This window comes from Actinoplanes sp. CA-051413 (assembly GCF_050955795.1).
Lineage (GTDB): Bacteria > Actinomycetota > Actinomycetes > Mycobacteriales > Micromonosporaceae > Actinoplanes.
On the sequence record NZ_CP192100.1, the window covers coordinates 4,071,837 to 4,098,177 of the forward strand.

The 26,341-nt window shown below is 72.6% G+C and carries 27 protein-coding genes; 17 read left to right on the forward strand and 10 right to left on the reverse strand.

Going from position 1 to position 26,341, the window contains the following annotated elements:
• Nucleotides 1-30: 30 nt before the first annotated feature.
• On the reverse strand, nt 31-1,005 hold the full coding sequence (locus ACQP2Y_RS19020; RefSeq protein WP_433730044.1) for an N-acetylglucosamine kinase: 975 nt from the start codon (nt 1,003-1,005) through the stop codon (nt 31-33).
• Between the two features lie 109 nt (nt 1,006-1,114).
• On the opposite strand from ACQP2Y_RS19020, the gene ACQP2Y_RS19025 reads away from it, so the two are divergent.
• The 6 genes from ACQP2Y_RS19025 to ACQP2Y_RS19050 are packed head-to-tail and all read left to right on the forward strand — an operon-like array spanning nt 1,115 to nt 7,210.
• The gene (locus ACQP2Y_RS19025) at nt 1,115-2,032 is read left to right on the forward strand and encodes a MurR/RpiR family transcriptional regulator (RefSeq protein ID WP_433730046.1); all 918 of its coding nucleotides are present in this window, start codon (nt 1,115-1,117) and stop codon (nt 2,030-2,032) included.
• Nucleotides 2,029-2,793 (forward strand): sugar isomerase domain-containing protein, encoded by a 765-nt coding sequence (locus ACQP2Y_RS19030; RefSeq protein WP_433730048.1) that lies wholly within the window; start codon nt 2,029-2,031, stop codon nt 2,791-2,793. The genes ACQP2Y_RS19025 and ACQP2Y_RS19030 overlap by 4 nt, the downstream gene beginning before the upstream one ends.
• A 17-nt stretch (nt 2,794-2,810) precedes the next feature.
• On the forward strand, nt 2,811-4,235 hold the full coding sequence (ngcE, locus tag ACQP2Y_RS19035) for an N-acetylglucosamine/diacetylchitobiose ABC transporter substrate-binding protein (RefSeq protein ID WP_433730050.1): 1,425 nt from the start codon (nt 2,811-2,813) through the stop codon (nt 4,233-4,235).
• Nucleotides 4,235-5,143, forward strand: coding sequence for a carbohydrate ABC transporter permease (locus ACQP2Y_RS19040; protein WP_360553721.1), 909 nt, complete (start codon nt 4,235-4,237; stop codon nt 5,141-5,143). The genes ngcE and ACQP2Y_RS19040 overlap by 1 nt, the downstream gene beginning before the upstream one ends.
• Nucleotides 5,140-6,024: a carbohydrate ABC transporter permease gene (locus ACQP2Y_RS19045; protein WP_433730053.1), complete on the forward strand. Its 885-nt coding sequence runs from the start codon at nt 5,140-5,142 to the stop codon at nt 6,022-6,024. The genes ACQP2Y_RS19040 and ACQP2Y_RS19045 overlap by 4 nt, the downstream gene beginning before the upstream one ends.
• A 31-nt stretch (nt 6,025-6,055) precedes the next feature.
• Nucleotides 6,056-7,210 (forward strand): glycosyl hydrolase, encoded by a 1,155-nt coding sequence (locus ACQP2Y_RS19050; RefSeq protein WP_433730055.1) that lies wholly within the window; start codon nt 6,056-6,058, stop codon nt 7,208-7,210.
• A 40-nt stretch (nt 7,211-7,250) separates the two neighbouring features.
• On the opposite strand, the gene ACQP2Y_RS19055 is transcribed toward ACQP2Y_RS19050, so the two are convergent.
• Genes ACQP2Y_RS19055 through ACQP2Y_RS19070 form a run of 4 tightly spaced genes read right to left on the reverse strand, consistent with a single transcriptional unit; the run spans nt 7,251 to nt 10,128 of the window.
• A complete protein-coding gene (locus tag ACQP2Y_RS19055; protein ID WP_433730057.1) occupies nt 7,251-7,508 on the reverse strand; it encodes a hypothetical protein in 258 nt (85 codons plus the stop codon).
• A complete protein-coding gene (locus tag ACQP2Y_RS19060) occupies nt 7,505-9,055 on the reverse strand; it encodes a radical SAM protein (RefSeq protein ID WP_433730059.1) in 1,551 nt (516 codons plus the stop codon). The genes ACQP2Y_RS19055 and ACQP2Y_RS19060 overlap by 4 nt, the downstream gene beginning before the upstream one ends.
• Before the next feature lie 24 nt (nt 9,056-9,079).
• On the reverse strand, nt 9,080-9,400 hold the full coding sequence (locus tag ACQP2Y_RS19065) for a hypothetical protein (RefSeq protein WP_360818422.1): 321 nt from the start codon (nt 9,398-9,400) through the stop codon (nt 9,080-9,082).
• The gene (locus ACQP2Y_RS19070; RefSeq protein WP_433730061.1) at nt 9,397-10,128 is read right to left on the reverse strand and encodes a prolipoprotein diacylglyceryl transferase; all 732 of its coding nucleotides are present in this window, start codon (nt 10,126-10,128) and stop codon (nt 9,397-9,399) included. The genes ACQP2Y_RS19065 and ACQP2Y_RS19070 overlap by 4 nt, the downstream gene beginning before the upstream one ends.
• 67 nt (nt 10,129-10,195) lie before the next feature.
• Between ACQP2Y_RS19070 and ACQP2Y_RS19075 the strand changes: the two genes are divergently transcribed.
• The 5 genes from ACQP2Y_RS19075 to ACQP2Y_RS19095 all read left to right on the forward strand — a co-directional run bounded on the left by ACQP2Y_RS19075 (nt 10,196) and on the right by ACQP2Y_RS19095 (nt 15,297).
• Entirely contained in the window at nt 10,196-11,026 is an 831-nt protein-coding gene (locus ACQP2Y_RS19075; protein WP_433730063.1) for an endonuclease/exonuclease/phosphatase family protein, read from the forward strand.
• 9 nt (nt 11,027-11,035) lie between these two features.
• Complete coding sequence (locus tag ACQP2Y_RS19080; protein ID WP_433730065.1) at nt 11,036-12,112, forward strand: hypothetical protein; 1,077 nt, start codon at nt 11,036-11,038, stop codon at nt 12,110-12,112.
• 132 nt (nt 12,113-12,244) lie between these two features.
• The gene (locus tag ACQP2Y_RS19085) at nt 12,245-13,279 is read left to right on the forward strand and encodes a Bug family tripartite tricarboxylate transporter substrate binding protein (RefSeq protein WP_360818413.1); all 1,035 of its coding nucleotides are present in this window, start codon (nt 12,245-12,247) and stop codon (nt 13,277-13,279) included.
• Nucleotides 13,280-13,747: a tripartite tricarboxylate transporter TctB family protein gene (locus tag ACQP2Y_RS19090; protein ID WP_433730067.1), complete on the forward strand. Its 468-nt coding sequence runs from the start codon at nt 13,280-13,282 to the stop codon at nt 13,745-13,747.
• On the forward strand, nt 13,744-15,297 hold the full coding sequence (locus tag ACQP2Y_RS19095; RefSeq protein ID WP_360818407.1) for a tripartite tricarboxylate transporter permease: 1,554 nt from the start codon (nt 13,744-13,746) through the stop codon (nt 15,295-15,297). Before ACQP2Y_RS19090 ends, ACQP2Y_RS19095 begins: the two co-directional genes overlap by 4 nt.
• On the opposite strand, the gene ACQP2Y_RS19100 is transcribed toward ACQP2Y_RS19095, so the two are convergent.
• A complete protein-coding gene (locus tag ACQP2Y_RS19100) occupies nt 15,294-16,070 on the reverse strand; it encodes a TIM barrel protein (RefSeq protein ID WP_433730069.1) in 777 nt (258 codons plus the stop codon). The two genes, ACQP2Y_RS19095 and ACQP2Y_RS19100, sit on opposite strands and share 4 nt — an antisense overlap.
• Nucleotides 16,067-17,092, reverse strand: coding sequence for a Gfo/Idh/MocA family oxidoreductase (locus ACQP2Y_RS19105; RefSeq protein ID WP_433730071.1), 1,026 nt, complete (start codon nt 17,090-17,092; stop codon nt 16,067-16,069). The genes ACQP2Y_RS19100 and ACQP2Y_RS19105 overlap by 4 nt, the downstream gene beginning before the upstream one ends.
• Before the next feature lie 81 nt (nt 17,093-17,173).
• Between ACQP2Y_RS19105 and ACQP2Y_RS19110 the strand changes: the two genes are divergently transcribed.
• Together ACQP2Y_RS19110 and ACQP2Y_RS19115 are read left to right on the forward strand one after the other, a co-directional pair.
• The gene (locus ACQP2Y_RS19110; RefSeq protein WP_433730073.1) at nt 17,174-18,175 is read left to right on the forward strand and encodes a LacI family DNA-binding transcriptional regulator; all 1,002 of its coding nucleotides are present in this window, start codon (nt 17,174-17,176) and stop codon (nt 18,173-18,175) included.
• A 176-nt stretch (nt 18,176-18,351) separates the two neighbouring features.
• Nucleotides 18,352-19,059 (forward strand): lytic polysaccharide monooxygenase auxiliary activity family 9 protein, encoded by a 708-nt coding sequence (locus ACQP2Y_RS19115; RefSeq protein WP_433730075.1) that lies wholly within the window; start codon nt 18,352-18,354, stop codon nt 19,057-19,059.
• A gap of 7 nt (nt 19,060-19,066) precedes the next feature.
• On the opposite strand, the gene ACQP2Y_RS19120 is transcribed toward ACQP2Y_RS19115, so the two are convergent.
• Together ACQP2Y_RS19120 and ACQP2Y_RS19125 are read right to left on the reverse strand one after the other, a co-directional pair.
• Entirely contained in the window at nt 19,067-19,738 is a 672-nt protein-coding gene (locus ACQP2Y_RS19120) for a response regulator (RefSeq protein ID WP_433730077.1), read from the reverse strand.
• Nucleotides 19,735-21,297, reverse strand: a complete 1,563-nt coding sequence (locus ACQP2Y_RS19125; protein ID WP_433730079.1) for an ATP-binding protein — start codon at nt 21,295-21,297, stop codon at nt 19,735-19,737. Before ACQP2Y_RS19125 ends, ACQP2Y_RS19120 begins: the two co-directional genes overlap by 4 nt.
• Before the next feature lie 47 nt (nt 21,298-21,344).
• Here ACQP2Y_RS19125 and ACQP2Y_RS19130 point away from each other — a divergent pair, with 47 nt between their 5' ends.
• Entirely contained in the window at nt 21,345-22,307 is a 963-nt protein-coding gene (locus ACQP2Y_RS19130) for a Bug family tripartite tricarboxylate transporter substrate binding protein (RefSeq protein ID WP_433730080.1), read from the forward strand.
• Here ACQP2Y_RS19130 and ACQP2Y_RS19135 read toward each other — a convergent pair.
• Nucleotides 22,243-23,055, reverse strand: a complete 813-nt coding sequence (locus ACQP2Y_RS19135) for a formylglycine-generating enzyme family protein (RefSeq protein ID WP_433730082.1) — start codon at nt 23,053-23,055, stop codon at nt 22,243-22,245. The two genes, ACQP2Y_RS19130 and ACQP2Y_RS19135, sit on opposite strands and share 65 nt — an antisense overlap.
• A 96-nt stretch (nt 23,056-23,151) precedes the next feature.
• Here ACQP2Y_RS19135 and ACQP2Y_RS19140 point away from each other — a divergent pair, with 96 nt between their 5' ends.
• From ACQP2Y_RS19140 to ACQP2Y_RS19150, 3 genes are read left to right on the forward strand one after another with little or no spacing between them, the layout of a single operon-like run.
• Entirely contained in the window at nt 23,152-23,649 is a 498-nt protein-coding gene (locus ACQP2Y_RS19140) for a hypothetical protein (RefSeq protein ID WP_433730084.1), read from the forward strand.
• On the forward strand, nt 23,649-25,016 hold the full coding sequence (locus ACQP2Y_RS19145) for a hypothetical protein (protein ID WP_433730086.1): 1,368 nt from the start codon (nt 23,649-23,651) through the stop codon (nt 25,014-25,016). The genes ACQP2Y_RS19140 and ACQP2Y_RS19145 overlap by 1 nt, the downstream gene beginning before the upstream one ends.
• On the forward strand, nt 25,013-26,326 hold the full coding sequence (locus ACQP2Y_RS19150; RefSeq protein ID WP_433730088.1) for a VWA domain-containing protein: 1,314 nt from the start codon (nt 25,013-25,015) through the stop codon (nt 26,324-26,326). The genes ACQP2Y_RS19145 and ACQP2Y_RS19150 overlap by 4 nt, the downstream gene beginning before the upstream one ends.
• Nucleotides 26,327-26,341: the final 15 nt, after the last annotated feature.

A 26,341-nucleotide genomic window follows, 5' to 3' on the forward strand; every position in this document is an offset into this window, starting at 1 on the left:
ACGCCTCCCAGACGGGCGGACACAGCCACCCTACGACGCGGGCGTATCCCTGTGTACCCGAGAAGCTCCGGTGCGTGAGAGGGCTGGCAGCATGCGGCCATGCAGCCGGCCCGCCGCCTGGTCGTCCAGATCGGACACCTCACGCAGCGCCAGCCAGGCGGCGCCCACGGCGGGATCGTGCGAGGTGGCGACCGGGCCAGGCAGAGCCGCGAGCACGGCCTCCCGTACGGGGGTGTCGCCGGTGAGCAGGCCGCCGGCCAGCACGACCGGGCCGTCGAGGGGTCCCAGCTCGCCCAGGGTGGCGACGAGCCGGGTGCCGGCCTCGGCGGTCAGCCGTACGGCGAGGGGATCACCGGCCCGGGCGGCGGCGCAGACCACCGGAGCGAGCGCCGCGAATGCCGAGGGTGGTTGGCGTCCGGCCCAGTGCACGAGCTGATCGCACGAAACCACCGCGGCGTGGGTCGCCACGGCGGCGGCGAGCCCGTGTGGCGCGGACGCCGGCCACGTGCGGGCCACCGCCCGGACGGCGTGCAGGCCCAGCCACAGGCCCGAGCCTTCGTCGCCGAGCAGCCAGCCGAGCCCGTCCGCCGTGCCCGTGACCCGGCGGCTCTCCATGCGCGCCGCCACCGCGCCGGTGCCCGCGATGAGCACCGCGCCGGAGGGTGCCGGGGTGCCCGCGGCGAACGCCGTGACCGCGTCCCCGACGACGGTGACCGGGCAGGTCAGGCCGGTTGCCCGCCACTGCTCGTCGAACGCCTCCGACACCCGGCGATCCGCCAGGGCACTGCAACCGGCGACCCCTACGACACCCGCGATCACCGTTGCCGGGTCGTGGCCGCGCAGGGCTGTGCGGACCGCCGTACCGATGGCCCGGGCGGCCTGGGGTCCGGCCGCCGCGGGGTTGCCCGGGCCGGCCGAGCCGCGGCCCAGCACCGCGCCCTGCGTGGTGGCGACGACGGCGCGCGACGCCGTCCCGCCGGCGTCGACTCCCAGCACCAGTTTCACGCATCGAATCGAAACATAGAAAGTTTTTGTTGACCAGAAGCCACAGTGGTCGTAATTTTCATCGACACAGGACAACGATGAAAACGAGGATCAGCACAATGAGGATCGGGTGACGGGCGAGAGCGGCGGTCTGCTGGTGCGGCTGCGCATCGAGGGACCGAGCATGCCGGAGGCGCTGGCGAAGATCGCCGAGACCATCCTGGCCGATCCGGAGACGGCCGCCCACGCGAGCATCGTGGACCTGGCCGAGCGGTCCGGCACCTCGACCGCCACGGTCACCCGGTTCAGCCGGGCCCTCGGTTTCAAGGGCTACGCGAACCTGCGGGTCGCCGTGGCCACCGAGACCGGCCGGGCCGAGCAGGCGCGCTGGGAGACCGACATCAGCGGCGACATCCATCCCGGCGACCAGCTCGACAAGGTGCTGGACGTGATCACCGCCGCCGACACCCGGGCCATCCAGGCCACGGCGTCCGGTCTGGACACCGCGGCGATCGAGCGGGTCGCGGCGGCGATCGCCACCGCCGGGCGGGTGGAGATCTTCGGGCTGGGCAGCAGCGGTACGGCGGGCAGCGAGATGGCCTTCCGGCTGGAGCGCATCCGCGTCCCGGTGCGGTACCGCGCCGACACGCACACCGCCCTGACCAACGCCGCGCTGCTCGGCCCCGGTGACGTGGCGATTGCCCTCTCGCACTCCGGCCGCACCCGCGAGGCCATCGAGACGCTCGCCGAGGCGGCCGACCACGGGGCGCTGACCGTCGCGGTGACCTCGTTCGCCCGGTCGCCGCTGGCCGAGGTCGCCGACGTCGCGTTCGTGACCTCGGTGCACGAGACCACCTTCCGGCTGGCGGCGCTGTCCGCCCTGCACTCGCAGCTGCTGATCCTCGACCTCATCTACGTGGCCGTGGCCCAGCGCACCTACGAGCGCACCGCCGAGGCCCTCGAGCTGACCGTGCGGGCGGTCGACGCCCACCGGGTGCCCGAGCCCCACGCCAACCGCAAGCGAGCACGGAGGGACAAGCCGCTGTGACGATCACAAGCGCCGCCTACGCCGAGGTCATCGCCGAGGCCATCACCCGGGTCGGGAGCAGCCAGCGCGACGCGGTGGCCCGGGCCGCCGACCTGCTGACCGCGACCCTGCGCGCCGGCGGGGTGATCCAGGCCTTCGGGTGCGGGCACTCCGAGGCGCTCGCCATGGAGATCGCCGGCCGGGCCGGTGGCCTGGTGCCGACCAACAAGATCGCGCTGCGCGACATCGTCCTGTACGGCGGCGAGCCCGCCGCGGTGCTCACCGATCCGCAGCTGGAGCGCACGCCCAGCGTCGCCCACCGGCTCTACGACCTGGCCCCGATCAAGCCCGACGACACCTTCGTCATCGCCTCCAACTCCGGCGTCAACGGCGCCGTGGTGGAGATGGCGCAGCTGGTCAAGCAGCGCGGGCACGCGTTGATCGCGATCACCTCGCGGGAGCACTCGGCCCGGGTGGACTCGCGGCACGACAGCGGCCGCAAGCTCGCCGACCTGGCCGACGTCGTGCTCGACAACGGCGCCCCCTACGGCGACGCCGCGCTGTCCTACAGCGCAGGCGCCGGAATCGCCGGGGCGGTGGGTGCCGTCTCCTCGATCACCGCCGCCCTGCTGGCCCAGCAGATGGTCACCGAGGTCGTGGCCCGGCTGCTGGCGCTCGGCATCACCCCGCCGGTCTATCTCTCCGACAACGTGCCGGGCGGGCGGGAGCACAACAAGGAGCTCGAAGCGCGGTACGCCGGGCGCATCCGGCGTACCGCTTAGGGAAGAAGGCCCAGCTGATGAACCGCCCACCCCTTTCCGAACCGTACCCCACGAGACGCACCCTGCTGCGCACGGCGCTGACCGCCGGCGTCGCGGCCCCGCTGCTCAGCGCCTGCGTGACCGGCGGCAGCGACGACAACGACCCGGCCGCCGGCAACACCGGCGCCAAGAGCGCCGACAACCCTTTGGGGGTCAAGGCCGAGACCCCGCTCGAGGTGGTGATCTTCAAGGGCGGGTACGGCGACGAGTACGCCAAGCACGCCGGCACCCTCTACACCCGCAAGTACCCGGGCGCGAAGATCGACCACCAGGGCCTGCAGAAGATCGGTGAGGCCCTGCAGCCCCGGTTCGTGGCCAACACGCCCCCGGACGTCGTCGACAACACCGGCGCGAGCCGGCTCGACATCGCGACGCTGGTGGCGGCCAAGCAGGTCAGCGACCTGAGCGCGCTGCTCGACGCGCCGTCCTTCGACGACCCGGCGGTGACGGTGCGCGACACCCTGCTGCCCGGCGTGGTCGAGGACGGCACGTTCGGTAAGACGCCGATGACGCTGAACTTCACCTACACCGTGTGGGGGCTCTGGTATTCCAAGCCGCTGTTCGCAGCGAAGGGCTGGGCGTACCCGAAGACCTGGGACGAGATGCTGACCCTCTGCGCGACCATCAAGGCGGCCGGCATCGCGCCCTGGACCTACCAGGGCAAGTATCCGGAGTACATCAACGATCCGCTGCTCAGCATGGCCGCCAAGACCGGCGGGCTCGCGCTGGTCAAGGCCGTGGACAACCTGGAGCCGAACGCGTGGAAGGCGCCGGGGCTGATCGGTGCCGCCGAGGCGTTCGCCGAGCTGGCCGGCAAGGGCTACCTGATGCCCGGCTCCGAGGCGCTGACCCACACCGAGGCCCAGGCGGCCTGGTCCAACGGCAAGGCCGCGTTCATCCCGTGCGGCTCGTGGCTGGAGAGCGAGCAGAAGGACGTCACCCCGCCGGGCTTCGACATGGTGATGGGCGCGGTGCCGTCGCGGACCGCGGGCGACCAGCTCAAGCCGACCGCGGTGCAGGCCGCCAGCAGCGAGTCGTTCCTGGTGCCGGCCAAGGCGAAGAACCCGGCCGGCGGGCTGGAGTATCTGCGGATCCTGTTCTCCAAGCAGTCCGCGAAGGCGTTCGCGTCCACGGCCGGCACGCTGCCCGCGGTGGCCGGGGCGACCGACGGGCTGAGCCTGAGCAGCGGGCTCGGCTCGGTCCGCGACGCGGTCACCGCGGCCGGCGCCGAGACCTTCACCTACCGCTTCCGCACCTGGTACGCCCCGCTGGCCAAGGCCCTCGACGACGCCACCGGCGAGCTGGTGAACAAGCGCATCACCGCGGCGGAGTGGGCGCAGCGGGTGCAGAAGGCGGCGGACGCGATCGCCAAGGACTCCTCGGTGCAGAAGTACACCCGCTGATGCGGCACGGTCGGTGGCGGTTCCTGGCCGGCGCGCTGGTGCCCGCGCTGGTGCTGCACGTGGTCTTCGTGCTGTCGCCGTACGCGCAGGCCTTCTACCTGTCGCTGACCGACTGGACCGGCGTGGCCGGCGAGGCGCACTTCGTCGGGGCGGGCAACTACGCCCGCCTCGGCGGGGACTCGCTGTTCCTCGACGCGGTGCGCAACAACGCGGTGATGCTGGTGGTCGTCCCGCTGGTCACCATCGGCATCGGGCTGTTCCTGGCCAGCATGATGCACCTCGGCGGGCGGGGCGGCCGACGCGGCATCGCGGGCTCGGGGGCGTACCAGATCGTGTACTTCTTCCCGCAGCTGCTCTCGCTCGTGGTCATCGCGGTCCTGTGGGGTTTCGTCTACAACCCCAACACCGGCCTGCTGAACGGGGGACTGCGCGCGATCGGGCTCGGCGGGCTCGCCCAGAGCTGGCTGGCGTCGCCGTCGCTGGCCCTGATCGCCGTGATGGCGGTGCTGGTCTGGTCCTCGGTCGGCTTCTACGTGGTGCTGTTCAGCGCGGCGATCGACGGCATCCCGCGGGAGCTGTTCGAGGCGGCCCTGCTGGACGGGGCCGGGGCCTGGGCGACCTTCCGCAAGGTGACGTTGCCGCTGGTCCGCGAGACCGTCCAGGTGGCGTTCGTGTATCTCGGCATCGCCGCGCTGGACGCCTTCGCGGTCGTGCAGGTGATGACGGTCGGGCCGGGCGGTCCGGACGGCGCCACCGAGGTCATCGGGCTCTCGCTCTACCGCAACGCGTTCACCTACGGCAAGTTCGGCTACGCCTCGGCCATGGGCGTCGCGCTGTTCTTCGCCACCCTGACGCTGGCCGTGCTGGCTTTGCGGGCGGGTCGCAAGGAGAGGCTGGAGCTGGCATGACGCTCGTGGACGAACGGCCCGCTGTGTCCGTACCGCCGGCTGCCGCGCGCCGGCCGAGGCGGTCCTACGCCGTGTTCCCGGTGCACCTGGCCATGCTGGCCTGGGCCGTGGTCACCGCGCTGCCGCTGCTCTGGGCGGTCATCAGCTCCTTCAAGACCGACACCGAGATCCTCAACGAACCGTGGTCGCTGCCGGCTTCCCCGCAGCCGGGCAACTGGGCGCGGGCCTGGACCGAGGCCAGCATCGGCCGCTACTTCCTCAACAGCCTCATCGTGGTCGGCGGGGCTCTGCTGCTGACCATGCTGCTCGGCTCGCTGGTCGCCTACGCCCTGGCCCGCTACGAGTTCCGGGGCAACCGGCTCATCTACTACACCTTCGTCGCGGCCATGTTCTTCCCGGTCTTCCTGGCCCTGGTGCCGCTGTTCTTCGTCGTGCAGCGGCTCGGGCTGCTGGGCACGTACCCGGGTCTGATCCTGGTCTATGCGGCGTATGCCGTGCCTTTCACGGTCTTCTTCCTGCACTCGTTCTTCCGCACGCTGCCCGGCGAGGTGGCCGAGGCGGCGTTCATCGACGGCTGCTCGCACGGCGCGGTTTTCTTCCGCGTCATGCTGCCGATGGCCCGGCCGGGCCTGGTCGCCGTCGGCATCTTCAATTTCCTCGGGCTCTGGAACCAGTACCTGCTACCGCTGGTCCTCAACCCCGACCCGGACCGGTACGTCCTGGCGCAGGGTCTGGCCGCCCTGTCGGTCAGCCAGGGCTACCGCAGTGACTGGAGCGGTCTGTTCGCCGGCCTGACCATCGCCATGCTGCCGGTGCTGATCGCCTACGTCGCGTTCCAACGCCACATCCGCGCCGGAATGACCGCCGGCGCGGTCAAGTAGGTCCCCTCACCCCCCATTCCGGAGGACCCCCATGTCCAGATCCCTGAAGCTGCTGGGTGTGACGACGCTGCTGAGCTCCCTGGCCGTCTTCACCCACGCCGCCGGCGCCTCCGCCGCCGACTGCGGCTACCTGTTCGACGACTTCTCCTACAGCTCGGCCGGTGACAGCTCGCTGTCCGCGCACGGCTGGACCCCGCGCAGCTACGCCGGCGGACCGGGCGTGCCGGGAGCGACGTGGTCGCCCAGCAGCATCACCTTCCCCAGCGAGGGCGGGCAGAAGGTCATGCAGCTCACCGCCTCGACCGACGGCACCGGCGCCGGCACCAGCCACGCGGAGCTCTACAGCACCCAGAAGCGCTACCTGGAAGGCACGTACGCCAGCCGGGTCCGCTTCACCGACACCCCCACGGCCGGCACCGACGGCGACCACATCAACGAGACGTTCTTCACCATCAGCCCGCTCAACGGCGACCTGGACCCGACGTACAGCGAGCTGGACATCTCCGAGTACCTGCCCAACGGCGGGTGGGGCGAGACGGGCCCGATCAACTACCAGACGACCTGGTACACGTACCGGGCCGAGCCGTGGTTCGCCGACAACGTGCACTCCGAGCAGCGGTCCAGCCTCAACGGCTGGCACGACCTGATCGCGACGGTGGCGGACGGGCACGTCAAGTACTACATCGACGGCGTGCTGGTCGGCGACCACTCGGGCAAGTTCTACCCGCGGCAGACCATGACGATCAACTGGAACCTGTGGTTCATCGACACGGCGGCGCACACCGGCGGGCGCAGCACGTACATCCAGCAGGTGGACTGGGTGCTGTTCGCGAAGCAGGCTCTGACCCCGGCCGAGGTGACCGCGCGGACGGCAGGCTACCGCTCGGCCGGCACCACGTTCGCGGACACGGTGGACACCACCGGCGGCTGCACCCCGCCGACCACTCCGCCGTCCACTCCACCGACGACCCCGCCGCCTTCTCAAGGGGACTGCACGAACGCACCGGAGTGGACGTTCGCGTCGGTGTATCAGGGTGGGCAGACCGTCAAGCACGAGAAGAGCCGCAACGGCGACCCCAGCGGCCCGCCCTCGGGTGAGGGCAAGCACCTGTGGAAGGCCCGGTACTGGACGCAGGGCTCGGAGCCCGGCTGGACCCAGCAGTGGCAGGACCTCGGTCGCTGCTGATCCTTCTCGCGGGGGCGTCGCCCGCCGGCGGCGCCCCCGCTCAGGTCAACCAGATCCAGCACTGCCAGCCGATCCCGGCCAGCCCGGCCGCCGTCAGCGCGGCCAGGTACGCCATCACCAGCCGGACATCACGCAGCACACACTTGGACCGTTGCAGCCCCGCCCGCCGTGCCCGCACGTAGCCGGCCAGGCCCAGCGCGGCGAACGCCGTCACCGCCAGCGGCCCGGCCAGCCAGGCCAGCGCGGCCACGGTGGCGTAGACACACAGTCGCAGCGGGTCGGCCGGAGCGGAGGTCACCGCCGCACCACTGCTTGGGGAAGGCGCTGGGCGGCCAGTTGCGGCCAGGCCTGCACGGCGCAGAACGGCGCGCACTGGTCCCGGTCGTCCTTGCGGGTGCCGACGTGCACGCAGCACTGCAGCAGCCGTTCCTCCACCATCGTGGCCATGTCCATGAACGGCTTGACGGTGATCCGCTTGACCCGTTCGGCCAGCATCCGGCGCAGCCGGTCCCGGCCACCGGGCAGGCTCGACGACGCCATCGCGGCCAGCGTGCCGATCCCCAGGTCGCAGTTGGCGCAGATGTCGCGCCACAGGTCGCCGACCCGGGGATGCGACAGCGACGACTGCTCCGAGAGCAGGCCGAGCAGCGAGTCGCGGACCACCCGGCGCAGCTGCGCGGGCAGCTCGGTGTCGGCGATCCGGTTGGCGACGGCCTCGGGCGCCAGCTCCAAGAAGGACAGCAGCCGGTCGTGGCCGACCAGGGCGGTCAGCGAGCGCCACTCGCCGGTGTCGTCGCGCAGCAGATAGCCGACCGAGCAGCAGTGGGGGTGCGAGCAGGGCAGCGCGGTCAGGTCCCGCCAGGTGACCAGGTCGCCGGTCTGCGGGCCGAGCCGGGCCAGCACCCCGGTGTGGGTGAGCCGGCGGCTGCTGTCGATCGCCGCGGAACGGCCGGAACCGAACTGCGGCTGGATCGACACCCCGCCCACGTACGGCGTGTCGAGCGCCCGCTTGATGACCGCGCCGATCTCGTCGTCGTTGACGTCCAGCGCGGCGGTCATGGTCAGCGTGGTGAAGATGCCGCGCCCGGCCAGCCGGTCGATGGCCTGCTCCTTGGCCCGCCGCAGGTCGGCGCCGCGGTGCTGCCGGTGCGCGCGCTCGCTGACCCCGTCGTACTGCAGGTACACCTCGACCCGTTCGCGATGGGCGGCCAGCAGGTCCAGCAGGGCGTCGTCGCGGGCGATCCGCAACCCGTTGGTGTTGAGCAGGATCCGCACGACGTCCCGCGCGGCCACCGCGTCGAGCAGCTCGGCCAGGTACGGGTACAGCGTCGGCTCGCCCCCGGAGAGCATGAGCACGTCGATGCGCTGCCGCTCACGGGCCAGCCGGGCGTCGAGATTGGCCAGCACGTCGGCCAGCGGGACGACGGTGTCCAGGGCCGGCGACGAGTCGGCGAAACACGTGGGGCAGCGCAGGTTGCACGAGTCGGTGAGGTCGGTCAGCAGGATGCAGGTGTGCTGCGTCTGCATCTCCGGGAGCCCGTCGAGGTAGGCGGCCGGCACCGGGGCGAAGTTGCCGGCCAGGTCGGGCTCGTGCTGCTTGGTCGGCGCGGTCCACTGCTCCAGGTAGGTCAGGATCGCCGGGTGCTCGTCGTAGAGGGTGCGCACGAGGCCGTGCCGCGGGCAGCCACGCTCGAGCCAGACCTGCTCGTCGCGTACCACGAGCCGCCCGGAGAGCCGGGCGACCTCGGCCAGCGGGCGCTGCGGGTCCTCGTCGTGGCAGTGCGGGCAGAACGCGTTGACGTAGCGGTGGATGCGGTCGCCGCGCAGCGGCATGCCGGTGCCCATCAGTGATCCCTCCGGTAGTGCTTGTCATTGGGCCGAGACCAGCGCCACGCACAGCCCGAACCCGACGAGTGGCAGCACAATCAGGCCGGCGGCCCACCCGATGAACAGCCCGATCCCCAGGCCACGGTCGCCCTTGACGATCAGGACGGTGCCGGCCGCGACGACGGCGGCGAACAGCACCAGCTGACCCAGCAGGCTGCCACCGATCAGCGCCTGGTCAGCCGCATCCCCCGCACCCCAGAGCGCGGCGGCGACCAGGCCGGCGCACATCAGGTGCCCGAGCAGGGCGAGCCCGATCCCGGCCCAGACCGCACCGGTGCGGATCGGCTGCGGCGGCGGCCTCATACCGGCACCTGCTGCGCGTGGGTGGCCCGGTGCTGCCGGGCGAGGATCACGAGCCGCCAGGCCAGCAGGGGAGCGCAGGCCAGCAGGAACAGCTGCGGGCGGGTCAGCCCGGCGGCCACCACCTCGTTGCCGCGGACGAACTCGACCGCGAACCGGAACCCGGCGTAACCCGCCAGGTAGCCGGTGAACAGGGCGTCCGGCTGGGTGATCCGGTCGCGGGCCAGGATCAGCACGGCCAGGGCGAGGAGATGAAAAGCGATCTCGTACGCGAAAGAGGGGTGCCGCGGCACGCCGTCCACGGTGACGCCCCAGCCGGCGCCGGTGGGCGTGCCGGGCCGTTCGGTGAGCAGGCACCCGATCCGGCCGACCGCCATACCGGCGGCGATCGCGGGCGCGAACAGGTCGCCGCTGCGGGCCCGGTAGCCGCAGAGCCGCTTGGCGACCAGCACACCGAGGTACGCGCCGGCCAGACCGGAGAGGATGCTGCGGTTGCCGTACGCCCACTGCTCGGCCAGGGTCGCGTTCTGCCGCAGGTCCAGGTGCTGGAGCCAGGTGCCGAGCCGGCCGAACAGGGCGCCGCCGACGAGCACCCCGGCCACCAGGTACCAGAGCCGCTCGTCGCCGCGGCCGCGCCGGCGTACCTCGGCGGCGAAGACCAGCCCGGCGACCGCCAGACCGAGCGCGACGAAGACGTCATGCGTACCCGCAGGCATTTGCCCGATATGCACCGAATCACGATATAGCAAGCGTCGCCGGATCAGGCGCGGTCGGGCCATCCGGGTAGCGTCTGCCGGCGTGACCCGGACGACCGAGGTGCGGCTGCTGACGTTCAATGCGCTGATGCGCGGTGACGTCCGGGCGCGGCTGCGGGCCCTCGGCACGGTCCTGGAGCAGTCCTCCTACGACGTGGTCTGCCTCCAGGAAGTGCTGCTGGGCCGCCATGCCGCCCTGGTGCGCCGCCTTGCCCGGCACTACGGCCACCACGCGTGGTCCGGCTCCCTGCTCCTGGAGGGCGGCCTCGTCCTGCTGTCGCGGTGGCCGATCCGGACCGCCCGCTTCGTGCGGTACCCGCGCACCGGCCCGCCCCGTCCCGAATACCTCATGCGCAAGGGCGTCCAGCTCGCCGTCCTGGAGACGCCGGCCGGCCCGCTCGCGATCGCGAACACCCACCTGTCCGCCAACCGCGACGGCGACTGGTCACCGGCGAACCGCTACACCCGGGTCGCCCGCGCCGAGCTGGATCACCTCGCCGGTGAGCTGGCCCGGCTCGACCCGGCACTGCCGGTCGTGGCGGTCGGTGACTTCAACGTCCCGCGCAACGCCGCCGCGCTGACCGGTTTCCTAGCTCGGACCGGGCTCACCGACGTGCTGGCCGGCGACACCGCGCCGACGTACCGGCCCACCCCGCGCTGGCCGGCCCCGCCCGCCTTCGACCATGTGCTGATCCGGCCGGCGCCGCAGCGGGAGCTCTGCGCGGAGGCGCAGATCGTGCTGCGGGACGCGGTGACGCTGCCGGGTGGCCGGCAGGGGTATCTGTCCGATCACTACGGTGTCGAAGCGGTGCTGACTCTGGCTGTCCTCGATCCGCCACCGCACGGGGCGGAATTCGGCGGGCGTCGATGTTAGCGTCCGATGATGATGCGACGTGGCGTCCTCATGGTCCTGGCCGTCCTCACCGCCGCCCTGCTGCCCACGGCCGCAGTGGCCGCGGTGCCCACCGGGGCCGCCGGCTTCACCGCCCTCTTCGAGGCCAAGAACGACTGGACCTGGAGCGGTGGCGACCAGGTCACCAGCCTGCGGGCCGCTAATGGGCTCACCTACTGGTCCTTCGGCGACACCGTGCTGGGGGAGGAGGACCCCGCGACGGGCGCCTACCGCCCGGGCTGGCAGATGATCGCCAACACCATCCTCGTGCAGCGCGGCGACGCCCTGGGCGCGACGACCATCGGCGCCGCCGTTCCCGATGCCGCCGACGGTGACCGCTACTGGACCCAGGGCATGTTCCAGGTGGGCAGCTCGCTCTACGTGCTGTGCCAGCGGGTCCGCAACACCACCGACTTCTTCCAGCTGCGCGGCGTGGAGCTGGCCAAGTTCGCGTTCCGCACCGACGGCACGCTGAGCTTCCAGGGCATGCGCAACACCCCGTCGACCGGCGCGCTCGACGGCAACTCCGCCGCCACCGCCCAGTACGCGGCCGACGCCGTGGTGACCGGCGGTTATGTCTACGTCTTCGGCTACGCCAACGCCAAGGACGACGCGTTCGCCCCGCACCGCAGTTACGTCGCCCGGGTCGCCACCGGCTCGGTGGAGTCGCCGGGCGCCTGGCGCTTCCGGGACACGGCCGGCTCCTGGGTGACGGACCGGGCCCAGGCCGCCCCGATCCTGTCGGCGCAGGTGTCCAGCGTCCGGCTGATCGGCGGCCGGTGGGTGCTGGCGTACAAGCCGTGGAACGGCTGGGGCGACACCGTCTTCATCGAGACGCGGTCGGCGCCGTGGAGCTCACCGCTCGGCACAGTCACCATCAGCTCGCCGGCCGGGACCACCCCGCAGGGCCGCAAATACCAGACCTACTCGCCGCAGCTGCACCCCGAGCAGGCGCTGGCCTCGGGCAAGCTGCTGGTCAGCATCGCCTGGAACGGTGCCACGCTGGCCGACGTGGGCGCCGACGCCGATCTCTACAAGCCCCGCTTCCACGAGGTCACCCTGCCCTGAGAACGAGGTCATCCTGCCCTGAGGCCGCCGCGACCACAAAGACCACAACGACCACCGTGTCCGTAACGATGACCGCCGATGGTCCCGCGATGCAGCATCTCTGAAACACGTAAGCAACACAGAGGAGCGGTCGTGAAGGACACAGTTGTGCGGCGCCCGGGTCGCGTCGTCGCCGCGGGGATGGCCGCGGCGCTGCTGGCCGCCACCGCGGCCGGGTGCGAGAAGGACACCGCCGGCGGGCAGACGAGCACCGGCGAGGTGCGCTATCCGACCAAGACAGTGCAGCTCATGGTGCCCGCCGCGCCCGGCGGCGGCTGGGATCTCACCGCCCGCACCATGCAGAAGGCGATGACCGACGGCAAGCTCGTCGAGCAGCCCGTCGAGGTCTACAACGTCACCGGCGCGGCCGGCACCATCGGGCTGGCCCAGTTGGTCTCCAAGAACCGCGGCGACGCCCACCACCTGATGGTCATGGGCCTGGTGATGGTCGGCGGCGTGGTGGCCAACAAGTCGCCGGTGAAGCTGGACCAGGTCACCCCGATCGCCACGCTCACCGCCGAGCAGGAGGTCATCGTCGTCCCGGCCGCCTCCAAGTACAAGAACCTCAAGCAGCTCATGGACGACGCCAAGGCCGCTCCGGCGTCGATCAACTGGGGTGGCGGCTCGGCCGGCGGCACCGACCAGATCCTGGTCGGCCTGCTCGCCAAGGCGGCCGGCGCCGACCCCAAGGCGATGAAGTACGTCGCGTACTCCGGCGGCGGCGAGGCCAAGGCCGCGCTGCTCTCCGGTGACCTGACCGCCGCTGTCTCGGGCCAGAGCGAGTTCAAGGATCTGGTCGCGTCGGGGAAGGTCCGCGCGCTCGCGGTCTCCGGTGCGACCGGCGTCGACGTCGGCGGCGGGTCGCCGGCACCGACGGTCAAGGAGCAGGGGTACGACGTCGAGCTGATGAACTGGCGCGGAGTCGTGGCACCGCCCGGGATCGACGCCCCGACCAAGGAGGCCGTGACCGCTCTCGTGGACCGGCTGCACTCCTCGGAGTCGTGGAAGTCCGCGTTGCAGAAGCAGGGCTGGGAGGACTTCTACAAGAGCGGTGACGCCGCGTCGACGTTCTTCACCAGCGAGAACCAGCGCATCACCACGGTGCTCACCGACATCGGGCTCGGCTAGATGACAACCGAGGTGGCGCCGGCCCGCCGTACCGGTGGGGTGATCCTCGCCGGCGGGCTGGTGCTCGCCGGCGTGGGTCTGCTCTGGTCGGCGGTGTCGGCGGCCGACGGTGACCTCGGCCTGCAGAGCCCGCGCCTGGCCCCGGTGGTGATCTCCGCGGCTTGGGTTGTCGTCGCGCTGGCCTACCTGGTGGCGCAGGTGCGGGGCCGGGAGGCGCCGCCGGAGGAGAAGCCCGGCTGGTGGAGCCCGGCCGGGGTGGTGGCGAGCCTGGTCGGTTTCGCCGTCGCCCTGGAGTACGCCGGCTTCGTCGTGTCCGCCGCGGCCTTCGTCGTCGTGGTGTCCCGGGTGCTCGGCAGCCGCCACCTGGTCCGTGACGTCATCGTGGCGGTGCTGCTGCCGACGGCCGTCTACCTTGCCTTCACCCGGCTGCTCGACATCTTCCTGCCCGCGGGGGTGTTTCCGCTGTGAACGTCTTCGGTGATCTGCTCTCCGGCTTCGGCACCGTCCTGAGCCCGCAGTACCTGCTGTACGCGGCGATCGGCGTCACCCTGGGCACGTTCGTCGGGGTGCTGCCCGGCATCGGCCCGGCCCTGACGATCGCGCTGCTGCTGCCGGTCACCTTCAGCCTGGACGACCCGATCGGCACGTTCATCATGTTCGCCGGCATCTACTACGGCGCCATGTACGGCGGCTCCACCACCTCGATCCTGCTCAACACCCCGGGCGAGTCGGCGTCGGTGGCCACCGCGATCGAGGGTTATCAGATGGCCCGGCGCGGAAGGGCGAAAGCCGCCCTGGCCACGGCCGCGATCGGGTCCTTCGTGGCCGGCACCATCTCCACCCTGCTGCTGAGCCTGCTGGCCCAGCCGGTGGCCAAACTGGCGACCACGTTCCGCGCGGCCGACTACTTCGCGCTGGCGTTGCTGGCGATGGTCGCGGTCACCGCGCTGGTCGGACGGTCCGTCGTGCGCGGACTGATGTCGCTGGTCTTCGGGCTGTTCCTGGGCCTGGTCGGGATCGACGCGCTGACCGGCCAGGCCCGCTTCACCTTCGGCACGATGGAACTGCTGGAGGGCGTGGACATCGTGGTGGTGATCGTGGGCCTGTTCGCGATCGGCGAGACCCTCTTCGTCGCCAGCCGGCTGCGTCACCTGCCCGAGCACGTGCATCCACTGGAGCCGGGCTCGGCGCGGCACGGGTGGCTCACCCGCGACGACTGGCGGCGTTCGTGGGGGCCGTGGCTGCGCGGGACGGCGGTCGGCTTCCCGTTCGGGGCGCTGCCGTCGGGCGGGGCGGACGTGCCGACGTTCCTGTCGTACACGTACGAGAAGCACCGGGCGCGGGACCGGGCCGAGTTCGGCAAGGGGGCGATCGAGGGGGTTGCCGGTCCGGAGGCGGCCAACAATGCGGCGTTCTCGGGTGTGCTCGTACCGTTGCTGACCCTCGGCATCCCCACCTCCGCGACCGCCGCGGTCATGCTGGCCGCTTTCCAGATCTTCAACCTGCAGCCCGGCCCGCAGCTGTTCGACACCTCGCCCGAGCTGGTCTGGGCGTTGATCGCCTCGCTCTACGTCGGCAACGTGCTGCTGTTGCTGCTCAACCTGCCGCTGATCCGGGTCTGGGTCAAAGTGCTGCAGATCCCCCGGCCCATCCTGTACGCCGGCATCCTGGTCTTCGCCACGCTCGGGGTCTACGCCGCCACGGGCAGCGTCAACCAGGTGTTCATCGCCTACGCCGTCGGGGTGATCGGCTTCGGGATGCGGCACTTCGACTTCCCGATCGCGCCGGTGATCCTGGGCCTGATCCTGGGCCCGATGATGGAGGTGCAGTTCCGCCGCGCGCTGCTGGTGGCCAACGGTGATCTGAGCACGTTCGTGACCCGGCCGCTGACCGCGGTGCTGCTCGCGTGTGCGGTGCTGGCGTTCGTGGTGCCGTACCTGCCGCGCATCGTGGCCCGGCTGCGCGGCCGCGACCCGCGCGACGAGCCGAAGAAGCTGGTGTTCGCCGAGGACGACTAAGCGAACGCGCGGCGGAAGCGCTCCAGCGCCACGTCATCCTCGCCCGCGGCCCAGCTCTCCAGGCCGACGACGCCCTGGTAGCCGAGCCGGTGCAGGGCCGCGGCGACGGCGGGATAGTGGATCTCGCCGGTGCCCGGCTCGCACCGGCCCGGCACGTCGGCGACCTGGATCTCGCCGATCCACGGCAGGGCCCGCTCGACGAGCTGGACGAGGTTCCCCTCGCCGATCTGCGCGTGGTAGAGGTCCAGGTTCATCCGCAGGTGCGGGCTGCCGACGGCTTCCACCAGGGCCAGCGTGTCGGCCGCCCGCGCGAAGGGGACGCCGGGGTGGTCGACCGCGGTGTTGAGGTTCTCCAGGGTGAACACCCGGCCGGCGCGCTCACCGAGCTCGGCCAGGCGGGTGAGCGTCCGTACGGCGGTGAGCCACATCGCGGGCGTCACCACCGCGGCCGGGACGACCGGAAGTCCCCGGTCGTCCAGGCCGGTGCCGTGCAGGTTCAGGCGCGGGCAGTCGAGCCGTTCGGCGACCTCCAGGGAGAGCCGGGCGGTGGCCAGGAGCTCGTCGGCGCCGTCCGGGTCGGCGAGGGTGCCCCGGAGGTAGCCGGTCATCGACGAGATCGTCGCGCCGGTCGCGGCCAGCGCGTCGAGGTCCTTGCCGGCCCAGTTCCACATCTCGACCTCGAAGCCGCGCTCGGCGATCCGCCGCACCCGGTCGGCGAACGGCAGGTCGAGGAAGACCATCTCGGCGCAGACGGCCAGCCGGTAGCCGCTCACCCGGCCACCTCGTCGATGCGGACCGGACGGCCGCCGGCCACCGACGCGGCGGCGGCGAGGGCGATGGCCAGGGCAGCCCGGGCGTCCTCGCCGGTGACCGGCGCCGGCGTGCCGGAGCGGACGGCGTCGGCGAACGCAGCGATCTCGGCGGTGTAGGCGCCGGTGAACAGCTCCTGGTCGCTGCGGACGGTCTCGGCGGTCCGGCCCGGGGCGCCGGAGAAGACCATGGTGGTACGCCGCCCGTCGCCCAGCGTCGCCGTGCCGCCCGGCCCGAACACCTCGCCGCGGACGTCGTAGCCATAGGCGGCCTCGAAGCAGGCCTCCGCCGTGCCGACCGCGCCGTTGTCGAAGCGCACCGTGACCACGGCGGTGTCGAGCAGCCCCCGGTCCCGCCAGCCTGGCTCGACCAGGGCGTCGGCGACCGCGTAGACCTCCACGGCCGCGGCGCCCGGGTTGAGGAACCGCAGCGTGTCGAAGTCGTGGATCAGGGTCTCGAGGAAGATCGTGCCCGGCGGTACGCGCGCCGGGTCGAAGCCGCCCGGATCCCGGGTCAGCGACCGCAGCAGCCGCGGCGTCCCGATCGTGCCGGCGTCCAGCAGCGCCCGCGCCGCCTGCCAGTCGGGGGCGAACCGCCGGTTGAAGCCGACCTGCAGCACCACCCCGGCGGCGCGGGCGGCAGCGACGGCCCGGTCGGCGTCGGGCAGGTCGAGGGCCATCGGCTTCTCGCAGAACACGTGCTTGCCCGCCTCGGCCGCCGCGACGACCAGGCCGGCGTGGAACCGGGCGGGCGCGGCGATCACCACCGCGTCGACCTCCGGGTCGGCCCACACCTGCGCCGCGTCGGTGTACGCCCGGTCGGCGTCGAGGGCTTCGGCCAAGGCCTCGGCAGCGCCCGGCGCCGGGTCGGCCACCGCCACCAGCCGGGTGCTGCGCAGGCGCCGGCTCACGGTCTCGCCGTGGAACGAGCCCATCCGGCCCGACCCGATCAGCGCGACTCCCACCGCTTTACTGGAACGTTCCATGGCACGAGAGTGGGCCGCCGCACCGACCGGCGTCAAGAGGGGAAGCTGGAACGTTCCAGACTGTGCCACTACGCTGGGCCGGTGCGCAGCGCGGAACGGAGAGCGACCCTGGCCGACGTGGCGGCGCGGGCCGGCGTGTCCAAGTCGTTGGTGAGCCTGGTGATGCGGGACGAGCCGGGAGCCGGCGCCGAGACGCGGCGACGGGTCCTCGAGGCCGCCGACGAGCTCGGCTACCACCCCGACAGCCGGGCGCGGCTGCTGCGCAGTGGCCGCAGCCGGCTGCTGGGCGTCGTGTTCGGCATCCAGCACGACTTCCACGGCGACCTGGTCACCGACCTCTACACCGCCGCCCGGGAGACCGGTTACGAGGTGGCGCTGAGTGCCGTCACGCCCGGCCGCGACGAACGGGAGGCGACGGCCGGCCTGCTCCAGGACCGCTGCGAGGCGCTGATCCTGCTCGGACCGCAGCAGCCCACCGCGAGCCTGGTCCGGCTGGCCACCCGGCTGCCGGTGATCGTGCTGGCCCGGGGCGTCCGGCACGCAGCCGTGGACGTCGTCCGCACCGCCGACGCCGAGGGGCTGCACCAGGCCGTCGACCACCTGGTCCAGCTGGGCCACCGCAGGATCGCGCACATCGACGGCGGGCGCGCCCCCGGAGCCGCCGAGCGCCGCCGCGGATACCGCGACGCCCTGCGGGGCCACGGCCTCGACCGGTACGCACGGATCGTCCCGGGCGGCCTCACCGAGGAGGACGGCGCGGCGGCGGCCCGGGTGCTCCTCGACGACCCGCCGACCGCCGTCACCGTCTTCAACGACCGCTGCGCCACCGGGGTCCTCGACGTCCTGGCCCGGCACGGACGGAAGGTGCCCGGCGATGTCAGTGTGGTCGGCTACGACGACAGCCGGCTGGCCCGGCTCGCGCACGTCGACCTCACCACGATCGCGCAGGACGCCGGCACGATGACCAGGCTCGCCGTACGCCGGGCGATCGACCGGATCGAGGGCACCGCGGTGGCCCGGCGCGAGGTCGTCGTCCCGCCCCGGCTGGTCGTCCGGGGCTCCACCGGACCGCCAAGACATTGACAGACATGGATGCCATCTGAAATTCTCGCTACGGGACCGCCGCGGGAGCATGTGGCCGGTCGGGAGAGGGCGAAACTCCCGGCCCACCGTCCACCGATGCCCGCGCGCGTCGTGCGATCCGTCCCCCGGCGACCGTGCCCGGGCATCTCGATCCCTCATCGAGTGCTGGAGGCACCATGTCCTCGACCATCCGACTGCCCCGACCCGTCACCCGCACCTTCACCGTGCTGGTGGCGGCCGTCCTGCTGCTCACCACCGCACTGGCCGACGGCGCGTTCGCCCACGGTTCGACGATCGACCCGGCATCGCGCAACTACGGCTGCTGGAAGCGCTGGGGCAGCGACTTCCAGAACCCGACCATGGCCACCGTGGACCCCATGTGCTGGCAGGCCTGGCAGGCCGACACCACCGCCATGTGGAACTGGAACGGTCTCTACCGGGAGAACGTCCAGGGCAACCACCAGGCCGCCGTCCCCAACGGCACGCTGTGCAGCGCCGGCAACACCGGCGGCACCCGCTACTCGGCGCTGGACACGCCGGGCAACTGGACCGCCACCCGGATCCCCAGTTCGTCGGCGTTCACCGTGGTGGCCCACGACCAGGCCCGGCACGGCGCCAAGTACTACCGGGTCTACGTGAGCCGGCAGGGCTACAACCCGCTGACCCAGCGTCTGTCCTGGAGTGACCTGACCCTGCTCAAGGACACCGGGCCGATCGCGCCCGGCGCCGGCGAGACCACCACCGACCCGGCCCTGGGTGGCGTGTCGGTGAAGATCCCGGTGAGCGCACCGGGGCTGACCGGCCGGCACATCGTCTATACGGTGTGGGAGGCCGGACACGCCGACCAGGTCTACTACTGGTGCGCGGACGTGAACTTCGGGTGACCCGGCGCTAGGCGATCCAGCGGTACCGGCGTTGCGGCCGGCCCGCTGACCCGTAGCGGAGCCGGACCTCGGCCTTTCCCGCGGCGACGAAGTGCTCGAGATAGCGGCGGGTGCTCACCCGGGAAAGGCCGATCCGCTCGGCGCACTCCTCGGCCGACAGGTCACCCGGGCAGTCCCGCATCGCGTCCGCGATCAGCCGGGAGGTGTCCGCGGTCAGCCCCTTCGGCATCGGCGCGCTGGACATCCGCAACGTGACGAACAGCTGATCCACGTCGGGCTGTCCGACGTCGGTGCTGAGCGCGAGCCGGTCGTGCACGGCGGCGTAACGTTCCAGCCGGTCGCGCAGCACGTCGAAACCGAACGGCTTCAGCACGTAGTGCACGACGCCCCCGCGCAGCGCCGAGCGTACGGTCGACACGTCGCGCGCCGCCGTCACCGCGAGCACATCCGGCCCGCCGTCGCCGCTCTCCCGCAGCCGCCGCAGCACGTCCAGCCCGGTGATGTCGGGCAGGTAGATGTCCAGCAGCACCAGATCCGGGCGCACCGCGCCGACCTGGGCCAGCGCGTCGGCGCCGGTGTGCGCGACCCCGACCGTGGTGAAGCCGGGCACCCGGTCGACAAAACCGCGGTGCACCTTGGCCACCATGAAGTCGTCGTCCACCACCAGTACGCGGATCACGCCACCACCTCCCGGGCCAGTGGCAGCCGCGCGGTGAAGGTCGAGCCGTGCACCTCGACGCCGCCGCCGCGGTGCACGCAGATCAGCCGGATCATCGCCAGGCCCAGCCCGTGGTGGCCGTCCACCTGGTCCTTGGTGCTCCAGCCCTGCTGGAACACCCGGTCGGCCAGCTCCGGCTCGACCCCGGGCCCCGAGTCGGTCACCGTCACCACGACTTCACCCACCGGCATCGTCGTCACCCGTACCGTGATGGACCCGCCCGGTCCCACCGCGTCGAGCGCGTTGTCCACCAGGTTGCCGACCACCGTGACCAGATCGGCCGACAGCTGGTCGTCGACCGCAGCCAGGTCCGTGCCCTCGGCGATGGTCAGCGTGACTCCCTGCTCGGCGGCCAGGCTGGCCTTGGCGATCAGCAACGCGGCCAGCGCCGGGTCCCGGATCACCCGGGTCACCTCGCGGTCCAGGGTCTCGTGCAGCTCGCTGGTCCGGTTGATGTAGCGGACCACCTCCTCGTGCTCGCCCAGCTCGACCAGGCCGGAGATGGTGTGCAGCCGGTTCACGAACTCGTGCGCCTGGGCCCGCAGGGTGTCGGTCGTGTGCCGGCTGACGTCGAGCTCCCGGCGCAGCGCGGTCAGCTCGGTGCGGTCGCGCAGGGTGGTCACCGAACCCGCGGCGCGGCCCCGCATGACGACCGGCTGACGGTTCAGCACCACCACCCGGTCATCGCTGAGCACCACCTGGTCGACCCCCTCCGACCGGCCGGTGAGCACGTCCAGCAGCGCCGGTTCGAAACCCTGCTCCAGCAGCGACCGGCCGACCGCGTCCGGGCGCAGTCCGAGCAGCCGGATCGCCTCGTCGTTGACCAGGGTCACCCGGTGCGCGGCGTCGGTGCCGATCACGCCCTCCTTGATGCCGTGCAGCATCGCCTCCCGGTGCTCGACCAGACCGGTGATCTCGCGCGGCTCCAGGCCCAGGGTCTGCCGCTTCACCCGCCGCGCGAGCAGCAGCGAGCCGCCGAGGCCGAGCGCCGCGCCCAGCACCAGGTAGGTGAGCAGATTCGTCAGCGCGCTGCCGAGCTGATCGGCCAGGGTGGGATAGGCCCGGCCCACGATGATCAGCCCGATGAAGTGGCCGTCCTGCTCGTCCAGCACGGGAACGTGCGCGACCAGGGCCTTGCTGCCGTTCTCGATGACCCCGACCCAGGACCGGCCGCTCAGCGCGGGGCTGCCGGCCATCGGCGCGGGCCGCCCGGCGTCCGGCCCGGTGACGACGGTTCCGGCCGCGTCGGCGACCACCACGTACGAGGCGCCGGACACCGCCCGCGCACTCTCCGCCACCGTCTCCAGGGCGTCGCGGCCCAGAGGATTGCCCAGCCCCAGCCGCACGGTCCGGTTGATCGCCGCGTTCTCACCGACCGACCGCAGCCGCTCGCCCTCGACCCGGCGGAACGCGGCGTCGGCCTCGGCGATCGAGACGGCGGCGACCGCCCCGACCACGAGCAGGACGATGGCCAGTTGCAGGGCGAGCAACTGACCGGCCAGGGAGAGCCGGTGTCTCATGGAACAGCATCCTGCGCCGATCGGCCGCGCTGCGCCAGACTGTCGGCATGCGAAGACGCTCCCTGCTCGGCGGCGCGCTGGCGGCCGCCCTGGCGGGGTGCACCACGCCGGCCGGGCCGGGCGACGACCTGCGGATCATGGTGCCGAACCCGCCCGGCAGCGGCTACGACATCACGGCCCGGGTGCTGGCCACCGCGCTCGGCGACGCCGGCATCGCCCGCGGCGTGGAGGTGTTCAACCTGCCCGGCGCCGGGGGAGTGGTCGGGCTGCGCCGGCTGGCGTACGAGAAGGGCAACGCCCTGCTGGTCATGCTGATGGGGCTGGGACTGATCGGTGCCGAGATCGCCGCCGATGCCGAGGTGACGCTGGCGGACGCCACGCCGATCGCCCGGCTGGTGCAGGAGCCGTCGATCGTGGTGGTGCGCCGCGATTCGCCGTACGGCTCGCTCGATGAGCTGATCGAGGCCTGGCGGGCCGACCCGGCCGGGGTGCCCGCCGGTGGTGGCTCCTCGATCGGCGGACCCGACCACCTGGCCACCATGCTGCTGGCCGAGGCGGCCGGCCTGGCGCCGGCCCGGGTCGCGTACCGGCGCAACGACGGCGGCGGCGACCTGCTCGCCGCCGTCCTGGGCCGCGAGGTGGCGTTCGCCATGTCCGGCCTCAGCGAGTACGCCGACCAGATCACCTCGGGTCAGCTGCGGGCACTCGCGGTGACCAGCGAGCAGACCGTCGACCAGGTGCCGGCGCCGACGGTCCGGGCCGCCGGCCTCGACGTCGTCTTCAACAACTGGCGCGGCATCGTCGCCCCGCCGGACCTGGCCCCCGCCGACGCGGCTGCGCTGCGGGCGACTGTCGCGAAGCTGGACACCTCGGCGCCCTGGGCCGCGGCCCGCAGCCGCTTCGGCTGGACGCCGGCCTATCTGACCGGCGACGCCTTCGGCGCCTTCATGGCCGAGGAGAGCGCGCGAGTGGCCGGTGTGCTGCGCCGGCTCGGCCTGCACCGCCCCTGACCGGTACGGCGGCCACGGGCCTGATCGCCGTGAAGTCGCCTTCCTCGTAACGGCTCGCGCTCAGCAGCAGCACCCACTCGTCGCAGCCCTGCCACGGGTACAGATCCGCGGCGCCACCGCGCACGGTCCGCGGCCCGTCGCCGGTGCGCGGCCGGGCGTCCGCCGGTGCCTGCGCGTAGTCGGGGAACCATGTGTCGGCGCAGAGCTCGGTCGCCGAGCCGATCCCGGCGAGACCGAACGGGTTCTCCGCGGCGGCGGTCCGTTGCTCGTCGCCGAAGTCGTCGAGGAGCTGCTCCTCGCCTGGCCGGGCGTCGCCGCGGAACGTCAGCGTGGTGGTGCCGGCGCGGGCCGCGTACTCCCACTCGGCTTCGCTGGGCAACCGGAACGGCAGGGCCGCGAGCAGTTCGTCGAGGTCGTCCTCGACCCGGGCGGCGGTGGTGTCGGTGTCGGCGTAGTCGTCCTCGTAGGCGGGCAGCCAGTGGCGTACCTGCTCGACCGTGAGCGGGTGGTGCGCGATCAAGAACGGCTCGACCCGTACCTCGCGCGCCGGCCGCCACTGCGCGGCGGCTTCGAAGAACGGGTCGGGGTCGTCCTCGAACTCACCACGCTCGTTGATCCCGCGTACCGCCGCCAGCTCGGCGTCCGACAGACCCATCCAGAACGTCCCGCCCGGCACCTCCCGGAACACGACCCCCGACGCCGTGTGCCGCCAGGCCGGCCGCCCGCTCACGATCTCCGCTGCCCACATGCCGGCGCACGATAGCAACCCGGATCCGCCCCGGGTTCTGTCGTACCCGTCCGATAGAACTACGGCCCGATCGATCGTGTGCGGGAGGACCGGATCGTGACCGAGGACGAGATCGCCTACGAGCGGCGCAGCGCGGCGCCGGTCATCGCGCCGGTGCGGCCACGCAAGCTGGCCAAGGTGCCCTTTGTGGAGCTGGCCGAGGGCCGGTTGCAGGGCGTCGTGTCGAGCGGCTCGGACGCGTCGCGGGTCTACGTCTCCTCGATCACCGCCGGGGACCACGGGCTGAGCTGCACCACCAACAACAACCGGCCCTGCGGCGGCCTCGGCGCGGCCCGGCCGTGCAACCACATCGGCGCGCTGATCGACGCCGCGGTGGCGCAGTACGGCCTCGACCGGGTGACCCGCTACCTGAAGGCCGACCTGCCCGAGGGCGAGCAGGACCTCCGCCGCGGCCTGCACCCGACGACGGCGCCGAGGCACTCGGCCGAGGTGTTCAGCAGCTTCCTGCGCCACCTGGCCTACCTGGAGCTCCCGCCGGCCGCCGACCCCCTGCCCGAGCTGCAGTGGTTCCCGGCTGCCGGGGCGGTGCGCTGATGCTCGCCGCGGCGCTGCACACCCGCCCGGCCGGGCTCGACGAGGCACTGGCCCTGGTCGACGGCTTGGACGACGCGCTCCTGCACGGCCTGGCCCGGCTCGACGAGACCCGCGCCGCCCACCTCACCGCCCTGGCCGCCGCCTTCGCCGAGTCGCCGCTGGCCGGCCCGGTCGCCGACGCCACCGGCAAGATCATCGCTGGGACGGTGACCGACCAGCACCTGGCCGCCCTGGCCGGCGCCCGTTCCGCTCTGCTCGGCGCGGCCCACGACATCCTGCTCGCCGGTGTGGACGCCGCCCTCGGCCGGGTCCGGGAGCCGTGGTCCGCTGCGCCCGTTCCCGCGGCTCCCGGCCGCCCCCTGGCCGCCGGCCGCTCGTGGCTGCGCGAGCTGGCGATCGCCGGCTGGCGCGGCGTCGGCACGGAGGTGGCGGCCAGTGGCGCCCAGGCCGTGCAGGCACTGCTGGCCGACCCGTCCGCCCGCCGGCTCGCGGTCCTGCTCGACGGCTTCGCGGCCGAGCTGCGCGCCACGGCACCGGTCGCCGCGCTGACCCCCGTCCCGGTGCGCCGCTGGGCCGATCTCTGGGCCCGGGCCCTGCTGCTGTGCCAGGACGGCTTCGCGACCACCGAGGCCGTCGCGGTCGACGGGCGGTTGCTGATCCTCGGCGTCGACCTGCACGAGCACCCGACGGTGTTCCGGGCCCAGGTGCACGGGCTGCTGGAGACCCGCGGCGGCGGGGTGCGCCTGGTCCGGGCGAGCATGGCGGCCGCCAAGGTCGACACCATCACCGGCCCGTCCGCCTGGCGGATGCTCGCCGCCTTCCCGCTGCTGCGCGCGGCGCTCGCCGGGCACCGCGCGGTCGAGGTGTCCGGCATGCCGCTCACCCCGGGCGGCGACCTGATCTGGCACGAGGCCCGCGCCGCGCCGGGTGAGCCGGCCGACCCGTTCGCGACCGCCCGCGTCCGGCTCGGTGCCGCGATCGCCTCGTCCGCCCCGCCGCTCGACCGGCATCCGGTGGCGATCGCCGAGCCGGTGCTGCTGGAGGGCTATCGGGCGACGGCGGAGTCGTTCGACCTCGGCGGCACGACCCTGGCGGTGGACGTGAGCCGGCTGCCCGCGGCCGGCCCGCTCACGCCCGCGCTGGTGGCGGCCTCCACGGCGTGCCTGGGGCTGCTGCGCTGGGACGGTGGGCGGTGGTCGGTGCAGCCGCTGGCCGTGCAGGCCGTGATCGGCAAGAAGGCGGTCGCCGTGCACACCGGCGACTGGGCCCTGGGCCCCACCGAGGCCAAGGCGGCGAAGGCGGAGGCGGCCGCGGGCACCGCCGTCGATGTGCTGCGCGAGCGAGCGGGAAGGCTGCTGCGAAAGTGACGTCAGCGCATCACCGACGGCAGGTGCTCTACTGGCGGCTCCTGGCCCGGCTCTTCGACCCCGAGGAGCAGGCAGCGCTGGAGTCCGCGAGCGTGGCCGTCGTCGATCACCTGGGACTGCCGGCCGCGCTGCTCGACCCGTCGGTCTCGGTGGACACGGTGGTGCAACGGTTCCCGCACCTGGAGTCCGAGTTCGACGGCCTGCTGACCACCGCGGCGGACGACCGCGACGGCGAGGTGCGCCGGGCGGCCCTGATCTCCAAGGTGCTGCTCAACGTCTTCGCCACCGGCTCGGGCGATGTGACCGCCGGGCAGCTCACCCGCTGGCAGGCCGACGCGGGCTGGTTCGAGCGGGCGCTCGGCGCCGAGCCCGGGCAGCTGCGGGGGCGCTCGACCGGCGCGGGCAGCGGCTCCGGCGGCGACCTCACCGCGGTCCTGGCCGGGATCGAGGGTGAGCTCGTCAAACGGATGCGGCTGCGCGAGGTCCTCGCCGACCCCCGGCTGGCCCGGCAGCTCACGCCCGGCATGTCGCTGATCGAGCAGCTGCTGCGCGACAAGGGCAACCTCGACGGCGTCGCCCTGGCCAACGCCAAAGCGCTGATCCGCCGGTTCGTCGACGAGGTCGCCGAGGTGCTGCGCACCCAGGTGGCGCAGGCTCCGGCCGGCACCGTCGACCGGTCCGTGCCACCCCGGCGGGTCTTCCGCAACCTCGATCTCGACCGGACCATCTGGCAGAACCTGCCGAAGTGGAGCCCGGCCGACGAGCGCCTCTACGTCGACCGGCTGTACTACCGGCACACCGCCAGGCGCACCAGCCCGGCACGGATGATCGTGGTGGTGGACCAGTCCGGGTCGATGGTCGACTCCATGGTCAACTGCACCATCCTGGCCTCCGTCTTCGCCGGGCTGCCGCGGGTCGAGGTGCACCTGATCGCGTACGACACCCGCGCGCTGGACCTGACGCCCTGGGTGCACGACCCGTTCGAGGTTCTGCTCCGGACCGATCTCGGCGGCGGCAACGACGGCCCGGCCGCCCTGGCCATGGCCCAGACCAAGATCACCGCTCCGGCCGACACGGTGCTCGTCTGGATCTCCGACTTCTACGAGTTCGACCGGTCCCAGCCGCTCTTCGACGGCATCGCCGCCCTGCACCGCTCGGGCGTGCGCTTCATCCCGGTCGGCTCGGTCACCAGCTCCGGCGCCCAGCAGGTCAACCCCTGGTTCCGCCGGCGCCTGCGGGAGCTGGGCACCCCGGTGATCTCCGGCAATATCCGCAAGCTCGTCACCGAGCTCAAAGACTTCATCGCCTGACAACCAAGGAGCTGC